We start from the raw sequence: 12,337 nt of genomic DNA, 5'->3' as shown, positions 1-12,337 counted from the left end.
AGCTCACCCTGCCACCCGCCGGAGCATGAACCGGTTCCGTTCAGCTGCCGTTCACCCGTGGTGGGAGCACATGTTCAACTGCCCGACCATGGGCGGGCAGACCTGGTGCGATCGACGATCACATGGCATCGTCCTGTCAGCCGCGTCACGCGCACACCCCAGCACGTGCGCGAGACACACGCAGACCCGCGTACAGCCAGGGAGCCGCCCCAAATGACATCAGCAGTGCCGACCGAGCCGCTCTGGCAGCCGGACGAGGAACGCATCGCCACGGCCGCCGTCACCCGCTTCCAGGCCTGGGCCGCTGAGCACCACGGCGCCCCCGCCGAGGGCGGGTACGCGGCGCTCCACCGCTGGTCGGTCGAGGACCTCGAAGCCTTCTGGCAGGCCGTCGTCGAGTGGTTCGACCTCCGCTTCTCCACCCCGTACGAGCGGGTCCTGGGCGACCGTTCCATGCCCGGCGCCGAGTGGTTCCCCGGAGCCACCCTCAACTACGCCGAGCACGCCCTGCGCGCCGCCGAAGAGCGCCCCCATGACACGGCCCTGCTTCATGTGGACGAGACACATGAGCCCACGCCGATCACCTGGGGCGAGCTCCGTCGCCAGGTCGGCTCCCTCGCCGCCGAACTCCGCGCCCTCGGCGTGAAGCCCGGCGACCGCGTCAGCGGCTACCTGCCCAACGTCCCGCAGTCCGTCGTCGCGCTCCTCGCCACCGCCGCCGTGGGCGCCGTGTGGACCTCCTGCGCCCCGGACTTCGGCGCCCGCAGCGTCCTCGACCGCTTCCAGCAGGTCGAGCCGGTCGTCCTCTTCACCGTCGACGGCTACCGCTACGGCGGCAAGGAGCACGACCGCCGCGACACCGTCGCCGAGCTGCGCGCCGAGCTCCCGACCCTCCGCGCCGTCGTCCACATCCCGCTCCTCGGCACCCCGGCCCCCGAGGGCACCCTCGCCTGGTCCGACCTGGTCGCCGCCGACGTCGAGCCGGTGTACGAGCAGGTGCCGTTCGCGCACCCGCTGTGGGTCCTGTACTCCTCCGGCACGACCGGCCTGCCGAAGGCGATCGTCCAGTCGCAGGGCGGCATCCTCGTCGAGCACGTCAAGCAGCTGGGCCTGCACTGCGACCTCGGCCCCGAGGACGTGTTCTTCTGGTACACCTCCACCGGCTGGATGATGTGGAACTTCCTCGTCTCCGGCCTCCTCACCGGCACGACCGTCGTCCTGTACGACGGCAGCCCCGGCTACCCCGACACCGCGGCCCAGTGGCGCGTCGCCGAGCGCACCCGCGCCACCCTGTACGGCACCTCCGCCGCGTACGTGATGGCCTGCGCCAAGGCGGACGTCCACCCCGGTCGGGACTTCGACCTCTCGGCCGTGAAGTGCGTCGCCACCACCGGCTCCCCGCTGCCCCCCGACGGCTTCCGCTGGCTCCACGACGAGGTCCGCGAGAACCTGTGGATCGCCTCCGTCAGCGGCGGCACGGACGTCTGCTCCTGCTTCGCGGGCGCCGTCCCCACGCTGCCCGTCCACATCGGCGAGCTCCAGGCCGCGGGCCTCGGCACCGACCTCCAGTCCTGGGACCCCTCCGGGAAGCCCCTGATCGGCGAGGTCGGCGAGCTGGTCGTCACCAACCCCATGCCGTCCATGCCGATCCACTTCTGGAACGACCCCGACGGCAGCCGCTACCGCGACAGCTACTTCGAGATGTTCCCGGGGGTCTGGCGCCACGGCGACTGGATCACGATCACGGACCGAGGCTCGGTCGTCATCCACGGCCGCTCCGACTCCACCCTGAACCGCCAGGGCGTCCGGATGGGAAGCGCCGATATCTATGAGGCCGTCGAACGCCTCCCCGAGATCCGCGAGTCCCTGGTCATCGGCCTGGAGGAACCGGACGGTGGATACTGGATGCCGCTCTTCGTGCACCTCGTGGACGGCGCCACGCTGGACGAGGAGCTGATCGACCGCATCAAGCGGACGATCCGCAGCGAACTCTCCCCGCGCCACGTCCCCGACGAGATCATCGAGGTCCCGGGCGTCCCGCACACCCTCACGGGCAAGCGCATCGAGGTCCCGGTCAAGCGCCTGCTCCAGGGCACCCCCCTGGCCAAGGCCGTCAACGCCGGCTCGGTCGACGACCTCGGCCTCCTCCACTTCTACGAGACCCTCGCGGCCAACCGCCGGGGCTGAGCGCACGAGCGGGGCCCGCCGATCCGACCGGATCGGCGGGCCCCGCTCGTTTCGGCGGTCAGCCCTTCGGCAGCTCGCCGGGCGCCGGGGCGGCCGCCTTGGCGAGCACAGCCGAGACCCCGAGGACCGTCCCCGCCCGGCCCGCCGAGGTGGTCTCGGTGAGGACGGTGCGCTCACCGAGGAACGCCGACGACGTGCGGTCGAAGATCCACTGGGTCTGCTCGCCGTGGGAGGTACGGGCCACGGCGACGCCCTCGCGCCCGGCCGCGTCCTTCGCGGACGGCAGCACGGTCACCCCGGGGATCCGCGCCGCCGCCTCGTACAGCGCGGCGGTGACCTTCGGCGGAGCCCAGGTTTCGGCGAGCAGCGTCCCGATCGTGGCGAACGCCCGCTGATCGGCATCGCCCCCGCCCGCGCGCGTCTGGTCCTGGATCAGGCGCAGCAGCACTCCCGGATCCGTGGGGAGGGTCGCCACGTACGCGTGCGTCGGGTTGGTGACGCTCGGCGGCGCCGCCTCCATGGTGGTCTTCCGCGGGGTGGCCCCTCGGTGGTCCACCTCGTACACGGGCAGCTCGGCGCCGAGTTCCGTGTCGGGGGCACCGGGCTCGCGCAGCAGCCCGGGCCGGCTGCCGTCGACGGACAGCCACACCTCGCGCCGATGCGCGGGCGGCAGCGTGGCGGCACCGCCGGCCGCGTCGCGCCCCGCGTGGGCGACGAGGCTCCTGACGTAGACGTACTCACCGGGCCGGACGGACGGCGCGGGAGCGGCGGCCGCGGCGAGCGCGGCACCGGACAGGACCTTCACGGCCTCGGCCGAGGAGGCCGGCCCGGCGGAGATGCGGCCCGGGGTCCCCGTGGTTCCGTCCTGGGGCGCGAGCACGGCGACACCGGCGACGACCGCGCAGGCGGCCATCGGCGCGACGATCCAGCCGAGCCGGATCCCCTGGCGCGGCCGGACCGGGCGCACCGGGCGGGCGCTCGCGCCGTCCCCGGCGGCCAGGGCGGTCCGCAGGACGGCGTGCCTGAGGTGCTGGTTCCGCTCGGCGGTCGGCTCGGGCACCGGAGGCGGGGGCAGCAGCTCGGTGAGCTCGGCACGCAGGAGCTCGTCCGCGTCGGCGTGCGGCGGGCGGGGGGCGAAGGCGTTCATGCCTGGTTCTCCGGGGTGGGTCGGGGCGCGAGGGCCGGGCGGACGGTCGAGCGGACGGAGAGGGCGCCGGGTACGGCGAGGGATTCGGGCACGGTGAGGGGTCCGGGTGCGGCTCCCGGCCTGGGGGCGGGTCCGGCGTGGGGGAGTGCCCCGTCGGAGGCGGGGGGCGAGCCCGCCGCCCCGCCCGCGTCGCCGCCCCGGGCGGCCCGCCCGGTCGAACGGACCGTGGCAGCGGCGGACCGCTCCCGGCGCCGGGCCGAGCGCAGTTCGGCCTCGGCGAGCTTCCGGAGCCGTTCACGGGCCCGGGACAGCCGGGAGCGCACGGTGCCGACCGGGATGCCGAGGGCCTCCCCGGCGGCGGCGTAGTCCAGACCCGCCCACACCACGAGCGTGAACACCTCACGCTCGCGCCGTTTGAGCTTGCCGAGCGCGGCACGCGCGGCGCGGATCTGCTCGCCGTCGGTCATCCGGGCGAGCACGTCGTCGGCGAAGTCCGGCAGGACGCCGCGCTCGGGGATCCTGGCGAGCGCCGCGTCCCGTCGGCGCGCCTCGCGGGCCGCGCCGCGCATGATGTTGGTCGCGATGCCGAGCAGCCACGGCCGCAGGCTGCCGCCGTCGGCGTGCACCTTCCCGCGGCAGCGCCAGGCCTCCAGGAAGGCGGCGGACACGACGTCCTCCGCGGCCGCCCGGTCCCCGCACACCCGGTAGGCGTAGTGGTACAGCACGCGTGCGTGCTCGTCGTACGCCTCTCCGAGCGCCGTGGGGTCCCCGGCGCGGAAACGATCTCTCATAGGTGATTCCACATCTGGCACTGGGCGCCGGTTCGCCGGGGTTCCCGTGACCTGGACCACACGCCTCGCCGACCCCATCGACCTCCCGGCCGATGTGACCCAGGTCACGGGAACGCCGCTCCCGCTGCGAGCAGTGCTGGGCATGAACGATTCCTCGACACCCAGCCGTACGACGGACACCACCACCGCAGCCGGCCCGACCGGCCCCCGCACCCCCGGCCGCCGCACCCTCCTGCGCTCCCTGGCCCTCACCGCGGTCATCGCCGGCACGACCCTCTCCGCCCTGCCCCCGACCGCCGTCGCGGCGTCCGGCACCCCCGAGACGTACACCCTGACGATCCGGCACCTCGACCGCGCGGGCGCCGCCACCGGCGGCTACAGCACCCACGTCACCGGCATCTCGGGCCCCGGCGCGCAGGAGGAGGCCGCTCCCTACGACGCGTCCGGCACGGTCACCGTCCGCCTGCCCAAGGGGCGCTACCTGCTCGACTCCACGCTGTCCGGTCCCGATCCGGCCACCGGCACCGACTGGGTCGTCCAGCCCCGCCTGGACCTGAACGGCGACACGACCGTCACCGTCGACGCCCGGACGACCTCCCCGGTGGACGTCCGCCCGCCGGAGTCCGGCGCCCGCTACCTGAACAGCATCGGGTTCGTCGAGGTCACCCACGAGGGCACCACCCGCTCGGCGAACATCCTGATGGGTCGCGAGGGCCTGCGCGTGGCCCACCTCGGCCCGGCCGCCGAATCGGGCTCTGTCAAGGAGTGGTTCGACACCTACTGGTCCGGGGCGCGCTCCGACTACGCGCTCGGCTACACCTTCACCTCCGACCGCGCCTTGACCGGCCTCGTCCGCCACCCCGCGGCCGACGAGCTGGCCACGGTCAAGATCCGGGGAGCGGCCGCCGAGGGCACGACGGGCACCGGGTTCCTCTCGGTCCAGCCCAGCGCGGGCCCCACCGTCGGTCTCGCCCAGTCCCTGCAGCTCCCCGCCACCGCGACCGTGAAGGTCACCCCGGAGCGGGGCCGCTGGGACGTCACCTTCACGGGCCCGGCCGCGCCCGAGACCCCGCCCAACCGCTACGAGGCGAACGGAATCGCGGTCCACGCGGGCGCGACCGTCACGCAGACCTTCGACAACGCCGTCTTCGGGCCCGCCCTCGACACGACGCCCGGCGCCCGCCCGGCCGGCGTCCGCGACGGCAGGACGATCGCGCTCGACATCCCGCTGCTCGCCGACGGGGACGGCCACACCCCGAGCGCACCGCGCTTCCGCACCGCGACCACCACGCTCCACCGCGACGGCGTCCTGATCGGCACCCGTCAGGGCGAGCCCGGCCGCGCCGAGTTCACCACCACCCCCGGAAAGGCCTCGTACCGGCTGACCGCCTCGGCGACCCGGGGCGACGGCACGGCGTCGGCCGGAAGCGTCACCGCCTCCTGGACCTTCAGCTCGGCCGCCACCACCGGCGCCACGGCCCTGCCGCTGAGCATCGTCCGCTTCGCCCCCGACCTCGCCCTCGACGGCACCGCCCCGGCCGGGACCCTGCTCCAGGTGCCGGTCACCGTCCAGGGCGCGGCCGCCGGGACCGGCGTCCGGTCCCTGACCGTGTCGATGTCCGCCGACGGCGGCACCACCTGGACGCGCGTCCCGGTCGTCGACGGCAAGGCGGGCTTCCGCACCCCCGGCCCCGGCAAGACCGTCTCGCTCCGCGCCGAACTGACCGACACCCAGGGCAACACCCTCACCCAGACCCAGCGGGGCGCCTTCCGCACCCGCTGACCCACGCCGACCGGACGCTCCGGGAAGGGCATCGGCCCTCCCCGGAGCGTCCGTGCGTCACGAGCGCACCCCGGCCGCGGTCAACCGCCGTACGTCGCCTGGGCGTCTCCCAGGACCTCGGCGAAGTCCGCCGCAAGCCGCACCGCGTCCGCCGGCGCGAGCGTCGCCGTCGTGATCCGTACGGCCGGCGCGGCCGCGATCCGGAACCGCGCCCCCGCGGCGACCCACCAGCCCTGCGTCCGCAGCCCGTTCACGACCGCCGACTCGTCCCGCACCGGCACCCACACGTTCAGGCCGCTCGCCCCCATCGCACGGATCCGGTACGCGCCGAGCGCGCCGATCAGCGCCGCGCGCCGCTCCGCGTACGCCGCCTCGCCCGCGGCCACCAGGTCCTGCACGGCCACGTCGGCGAGCAGGCCCGCCACCGTCTCCTGCAGGACGTGACTGACCCAGCCCGAGGTCATCAGCATCCGCCCGTCGTGCCGCGCCAGCGTCACCGCGTCGCACGCGACCCCGGCCCAGCGCAGGTCGATGCCGAGGTGCTTGGACGCGGTCCGCACCTGAGCCCACCGGTCGAGACCGGCCGCCGCGAGGGTGTACGCCGCGGCCCCGCCGACCTCCGCGTTGTGATCGTCCTCGACGACGAGCACCTCGGGGAACTCTCTTAGCACCGCCACCAGTTCGTCCCTACGCGCGCGCGTGAAGAACGCGCCGGTCGGACACTGGCCCCGCGGACTGCACACCACCGCGCGCACCCCGCCCCGCAGCGCGGCGCGCAGCGCCTCCGGTACGAGCCCCTCGCCGTCCACCGCCACCGGCACCATCCGCAGACCCAACGCGGGCACCAGGTCGAGCAGATGGTGGAATCCCGGATCCTCCACCGCCACGGCGTCCCCGGGCCGCAGCTCCGTGGAGAGCAGCCGCGCGATGCAGTCGAGGGCGCCGTGCGCGAAGGTCACGTGCTCCGCCGGCACCCCGTCCCGCTCGAACCACGTCCTGGTCAGCGCCTCCAGGTGCGCTAGCCGCGGCGCGGCGCGATGGGATCCGTACACCGGGGCGACCGACGCCGGGGGGCGCAGTACGGGAAGAAAGGCCGGGTCCGGATGTCCGCCGGCCAGGTCCACCAGACCGGCGGGCACGCGCGGCGGACGCCGGGAGGCCACCGACGGCACGTCCGCCACCACGGTCCCGCCCCGGCCCCGCGTGACGATCAGCCCCCGCTGCCGCAGTTCCTTGTAGGCCGTGGCGACGGTCCCCGGACTCACCCCCAACTCGTCGGCGAGCCGCCGCACCGGCGGCAGGGCGTCGCCCGGGGCGAGCCCGCCCTCGGACACGCCCCGCTCCACGGACGCGGCAATCCCCTTGGCCGTCGCCCCTTCGATCGCATATTGTGCTGCCACGTAATCAATTATGTATCGATACAAAGAAGTTCGCAAGGGGGACCCATGAGCCGCAGCACCACACCACCCACCCGACAGCCCCTCAAGGACCGCATCCCCGGCGGCACCGACGGCCGCCGCATGCTCCTCGTCGGCTTCATCGACAAGTGCGGCACCGGACTCTGGTCCACGGCCATGGCCCTCTACTTCACCTACGTCACCGGCCTCGGCCTCGGCCAGGTCGGTCTCCTCATCGCCCTCTCCGGCGCCGCGGGCATCGCCGGCGCCCCCCTCGGCGGCCGTCTCGCCGACCGCTTCCCCCTCGTCCGCGTCATCGTCTGCACCCAACTCCTGCGCGCGGCCGCCCTCCTCGCCCTCCTCACCACCGACGACTACCTGCTCCTCGTCCTCTTCTCCGCCGCCGGCGCCCTGCCCGACCGCGCCACCAACGTCCTCACCAAGCTCTACGCGGCCCGCGTCGCCGGCCCCGACCGCGTCCGCTACCAGGCCATCAACCGCACCATCTCCAACCTCGGCTGGACACTCGGCGGCCTCGGCGCCGCCGCCGCACTCGCCATCGGTTCCGCCACCGCCTTCCAGCTCCTGCTCATCGGCGACGCCCTGTCCTACCTCGTGATGGCCGCCCTCACCCTCCGCTGCGCCGAACCCCCGGCCCCCGCGACCTCACGCGTCGCCGCCGTCTCCACCGACCCGGCCCCCGCCGCCAAGCCCTCCAACCCCTGGCGCGACCGCGGCTTCCTCGCCTTCACCGCCGGCGACGCCGTCTTCTACCTCCACGACTCGATCATCCAGGTCGCCCTGCCGCTCTGGATCGTCCACGCCACCGAGGCCCCCGTCGGCCTCGCACCGCTCCTGATGGTGGTCAACAGCGCCCTCGTCGTGCTCTTCCAGGTCCCGCTCTCCCGCTTCGGAGCCACCACCGAAGCCGCCCGCCGCCTGCTCCGCCCCCTGGCCGGCCTCTTCGCGGTCGCCACGCTCGCCCTCGCCGTCTCCGCCCTGGGCGGCCGCACCCTCGCGACCACCGCCATGATCACGGCCGCGGTCGCCCTCACCTTCGCCGAGATGATCCACACCATCGCCTCCTGGGAGATCTCCGTCGCCCTCGCCCCCGACGACGCCCAGGGCGCCTACCTCGGAGTCCACGGCCTCGCCCAGTCCACCCAGCGCTTCGCCGGCCCCCTCCTCATGACCGGCCTCATCTCCGCAGGCCCCCTCGCCTGGCCCCTCCTCGGTACCGCCCTGGTCGCCACCACCGCCGCACAGAACCGCCTCGTCCGCCGACGCCTCACCGAACCGTCACTGTCAGTGGCGAAGGTTACGGTGAGTGAGCACTGATCGGAGCGTCACCAGGGGGAGAGCATGACCCGCACCGGCACCACCACCGCACACCTCCGCCGCGCCTTGCGCCGCGAAGTCCCCAGCACCGTCGGACTCCTCGCCGACGAGCAGGACTTCGCCGCCATGCGCCGGTACCGCACCTTCGTCTTCGACGACCACGCCACCTACCTGCGACAGATCGAGGCCCTCCTGCGGACCCTCGCGAACCAGGGAGGCCACACCACCGTCACCCTCTTCGACCCCGAGGAGTACGCGGCCTGGTGCGCCGAGACCGGCACCGACCCCGACCACCCCGCCAGCCGCAGCCGCTTCACGGCCCACCTGGCCACCACCGGCGCCCGCGTCACCTACACCGGGCAGCCCCTCACCACCCTCCTCCCCGAACTCGTCGACACCGCCGTCCGCCAGGCCACCTGGGAGTACGCCACCACCGTCCTCGCCACCGCAGGAGACTGCGCCCGCTGCGGCAAGGACATCGGCAAAGCCGCCTACGCGCGGGCGGGCCGCCTGCTCCTACGACTCCTCCAAGCCGCCGGACCGGGCACCCACCACCTCGTCTGCAGCGTCCAGGCCGCCGACGACCAACTCCTCGCCGTCCTCCACACCCACGGCACCACACCACCCACCGACGAAACCGCGGCACCGGAGTTCACCGCGGTACTCGCCACCGGCATCGCCCTCGCGGCACGCGGCGGAGTAGTCCTCCGCACCACCACCCCCGGCGCACCCGACCGGCTCCACGGCTGGCGCCTCACCGACGGCAGCCTGACCCCCCTCACCGAGGCCGAGGTCTTCGCCGCCTACTGCACCGACGCCCGCACCGGCGATCCGCTCTCCCCGGAACCGGGCGTCGAGTACCGCGCCGGCCTCCCCCTCGCCCCCGACCCCGACGACGACTGGACCAACCACCACTGACCCCGCACACGACGAAGGGGCTCCCCGCCACCACGTGCCGGAAAGCCCCTTCGTCAAGCACCCCGGGAGATCACTCCCCGGACAGCACCGCCTGCGCGGCCATCCGCGCGTCATGCGCAGTGTCCGCGGCACGCGCCGCGGCCGCGGCCCGCTCGCACTGCGCCAGCGTGTACTTGGCGAGCGTCGCCCGCACATACGGAATCGACGCCGCACCCATGGAGAGGGAGGTGACGCCCAGACCGGTCAGCACACACGCGAGCAGCGGATCCGAAGCGGCCTCGCCACAGACACCGCAGCTCTTGCCCTCGGCCTTGGCCGCCTCGGCGGACAGCGCCACCAGGTCGAGCAGCGCCGGCTGCCACGGGTCCTGGAGCCGGGACACCGCACCGACCTGACGGTCGGCCGCGAACGTGTACTGCGCCAGGTCGTTGGTGCCCAGCGACAGGAACTCGACCTCCTGCAGGATCGAGCGCGCCCGCAGCGCGGCCGAGGGAATCTCGACCATCGCACCGAACTTCGCCCGCAGCCCCGCCTCACGGCACGCGTCGGCGAACGCCTTCGCGTCCGTACGGTCGGCCACCATCGGAGCCATGACCTCGAGGTACACCGGCAGCCCCTCGGCCGCCTTCGCCAGCGCGGTCAGCTGCGTCCGCAGCACCTCCGGGTGGTCGAGCAGCGACCGCAGACCCCGCACACCGAGCGCCGGGTTCGGCTCGTCCACCGGCGTCAGGAAGTCCAGCGGCTTGTCGGCGCCCGCGTCGAGCACCCGCACGACCACACGGCCCTCGGGAAACGCCTCGAGAACCTTGCGGTACGCCTCGACCTGCTTCTCCTCGGACGGCGCCTTCTTGCTGTCGTCCAGGAAGAGGAACTCCGTACGGAACAGACCGACGCCCTCGGCACCGGCCTCCACCGCCGCGGGCACGTCCGCAGGACCGCCGACGTTCGCGAGCAGCGGCACCTTGTGCCCGTCGGAGGTCGCGCCGGGACCGCTGGACGTGGCCAGCGCGGCCTTGCGCTCCGCCGCGGCCTTCGTCAGCTCCGCCTTCTTCTCCTCGCTCGGGTCCACGAAGAGCTCACCCGTGGAACCGTCGACCGCGATGAGCGTGCCCTCGGCCAGCTCACCCGCGCCCGGCAGCGCCACGATCGCCGGCACACCCAGCGCCCGCGCGAGGATCGCGCTGTGGCTGGTCGGCCCGCCCTCCTCCGTCACGAAGCCGAGCACGAGCGCCGGGTCGAGCAGCGCCGTGTCGGCGGGCGCCAGGTCCCGCGCGATCAGTACGTACGGCTCGTCGCTGTCCGGCACGCCCGGCATCGGGACACCGAGCAGCCGCGCGACGATCCGGTTCCGCACGTCGTCCAGGTCCGCGACCCGGCCGGCCATGTACTCGCCGGCACCCGCCAGCAGCTCGCGGTAGTGCGAGAAGGCGTCGTAGATACCGCGCTCGGCCGTGCTGCCGACCGCGATCCGGCGGTCGACGTCGGCGATGAGCTCCGGGTCCTGGGCGATCATCGCCTGGGCCTCCAGCACCGCCTGGGCCTCACCGCCGGCCAGATTGCCCCGGGCAATCAGGTCCGCGGCCACAGCCTCCACGGCCTGACGGGCGCGCCCCTGTTCGCGCTCCGCCTCGTCCGCGGGGATCTGCTTGGCCGGCGGCTCCAGCACCGCCGTGCCCATGTGCCGGACCTCGCCGATCGCCACTCCGTGGCTGACGCCGACGCCTCGCAGCGTTGTCTCCATCTCACCCGTCTCCGATTGAGCGGCGGCTCCGGCCGCCGCGTTGAATGTCGAACTCGCGGTCGTCACGACGACGGACCGGCTCAGCTCCAGCCGAAGAGCTGGTCGCCGGCCTTCACGTCGCCGTCCTCGACGACTCCGGAGAGCGAGTCCGCGGTGGCCTCGAGGGCCACGATGGGACAGATGGGGGACTTGCCGGCCTCCTCGACCGAGGCGGGGTTCCACCGGACGACGGCCTGTCCGCGCGTCACCCGGTCACCCTTGCTGACGAGCAGCTCGAAGCCTTCGCCGTTGAGCTGGACGGTGTCGATGCCGAGGTGGGTCAGCACACCGTGTCCCTCGTCGTCGACGACGACGAACGCGTGCGGGTGCATGGAGACGATGACCCCGTCGAGCGGGGAGACGGCCTCCGAAGGCTCACGTACGGGATCGATGGCGGTACCGGGACCGACCATCGCACCGGAGAAGACCGGGTCGGGAACTGCGGCGAGACCGATGGCGCGTCCAGCAAGCGGCGACGTCACGGTTGTCATGGGAAGCCTCCCAGGGGCGGAGATCGTGTTACGCCGTCACTACCTGTCCTGGACGGCGTACTGTTCTGAAGCGTATGTCATAGGAAGTCCCGGTTCCGCACGAGACGTACCCGTTCTGCGGAGCTAGGGACTACCTGGACGATTTGCCTCTACTGACGGTGGGATGTACTGTCGTACTCCTGCCTGACCCCAACGCGGCCTTGAGTCGCGGGTCGGCAGCACCTATCAAGCCAGATCCTAACCCCAGTGGTCTACACCTCTGCGTGCTCGCAGGGGATGTGGTCAAGGGGGCCGAGAAAGCCTGGTAACGTTCAACCCCGCCGGGAACGGAAAACGCGAATAGCGAATTCCTGCCCCAGCAGCCCGCTCCAGCGGGTGGCAGAAACGGAAACCGGATCTGCTAAGCTGGAAAACGAAGGAAGCGCCCGGAGGGCCTGGAAACAGGAACGAAGGAAGCGTCCGCACCTTGAGAACTCAACAGCGTGCCAAAAATCAACGCCAGATT

General features: G+C 73.2%; 9 protein-coding genes. 4 read left to right on the top strand and 5 right to left on the bottom strand.

Annotated elements, in window-relative coordinates:
- The first annotated feature begins 213 nt into the window (after positions 1 to 213).
- The gene (locus ACFYX3_RS38645) at positions 214 to 2,187 is read left to right on the top strand and encodes an acetoacetate--CoA ligase (protein ID WP_376590723.1); all 1,974 of its coding nucleotides are present in this window, start codon (positions 214 to 216) and stop codon (positions 2,185 to 2,187) included.
- A 58-nt stretch (positions 2,188 to 2,245) separates the two neighbouring features.
- On the opposite strand, the gene ACFYX3_RS38640 is transcribed toward ACFYX3_RS38645, so the two are convergent.
- Complete coding sequence (locus ACFYX3_RS38640; RefSeq protein ID WP_389024273.1) at positions 2,246 to 3,334, bottom strand: CU044_5270 family protein; 1,089 nt, start codon at positions 3,332 to 3,334, stop codon at positions 2,246 to 2,248.
- Positions 3,331 to 4,125, bottom strand: coding sequence for an RNA polymerase sigma factor (locus tag ACFYX3_RS38635; protein ID WP_389024271.1), 795 nt, complete (start codon positions 4,123 to 4,125; stop codon positions 3,331 to 3,333). The genes ACFYX3_RS38640 and ACFYX3_RS38635 overlap by 4 nt, the downstream gene beginning before the upstream one ends.
- A 46-nt stretch (positions 4,126 to 4,171) precedes the next feature.
- On the opposite strand from ACFYX3_RS38635, the gene ACFYX3_RS38630 reads away from it, so the two are divergent.
- Positions 4,172 to 5,908, top strand: a complete 1,737-nt coding sequence (locus ACFYX3_RS38630; protein WP_389024268.1) for a serine protease — start codon at positions 4,172 to 4,174, stop codon at positions 5,906 to 5,908.
- A gap of 80 nt (positions 5,909 to 5,988) precedes the next feature.
- Here the strand turns inward: ACFYX3_RS38630 and ACFYX3_RS38625 are convergent, their stop codons facing one another.
- Entirely contained in the window at positions 5,989 to 7,308 is a 1,320-nt protein-coding gene (locus ACFYX3_RS38625) for an aminotransferase class I/II-fold pyridoxal phosphate-dependent enzyme (protein WP_389024265.1), read from the bottom strand.
- A gap of 45 nt (positions 7,309 to 7,353) precedes the next feature.
- Here ACFYX3_RS38625 and ACFYX3_RS38620 point away from each other — a divergent pair, with 45 nt between their 5' ends.
- Both ACFYX3_RS38620 and ACFYX3_RS38615 read left to right on the top strand, forming a co-directional pair.
- A complete protein-coding gene (locus ACFYX3_RS38620; RefSeq protein ID WP_389024262.1) occupies positions 7,354 to 8,643 on the top strand; it encodes an MFS transporter in 1,290 nt (429 codons plus the stop codon).
- A gap of 24 nt (positions 8,644 to 8,667) precedes the next feature.
- Complete coding sequence (locus ACFYX3_RS38615) at positions 8,668 to 9,561, top strand: hypothetical protein (protein WP_389024258.1); 894 nt, start codon at positions 8,668 to 8,670, stop codon at positions 9,559 to 9,561.
- A 70-nt stretch (positions 9,562 to 9,631) separates the two neighbouring features.
- On the opposite strand, the gene ptsP is transcribed toward ACFYX3_RS38615, so the two are convergent.
- Positions 9,632 to 11,302, bottom strand: a complete 1,671-nt coding sequence (gene ptsP, locus ACFYX3_RS38610) for a phosphoenolpyruvate--protein phosphotransferase (protein ID WP_352024379.1) — start codon at positions 11,300 to 11,302, stop codon at positions 9,632 to 9,634.
- An 80-nt stretch (positions 11,303 to 11,382) separates the two neighbouring features.
- A complete protein-coding gene (locus tag ACFYX3_RS38605) occupies positions 11,383 to 11,832 on the bottom strand; it encodes a PTS glucose transporter subunit IIA (RefSeq protein WP_116162103.1) in 450 nt (149 codons plus the stop codon).
- Positions 11,833 to 12,337 lie beyond the last annotated feature (505 nt).

Origin of the sequence: Streptomyces sp. NPDC002463, from assembly GCF_042889835.1 — a bacterium.
Lineage (GTDB): Bacteria > Actinomycetota > Actinomycetes > Streptomycetales > Streptomycetaceae > Streptomyces > Streptomyces nymphaeiformis.
This window is presented reverse-complemented; position numbering and strand designations above follow the sequence as displayed.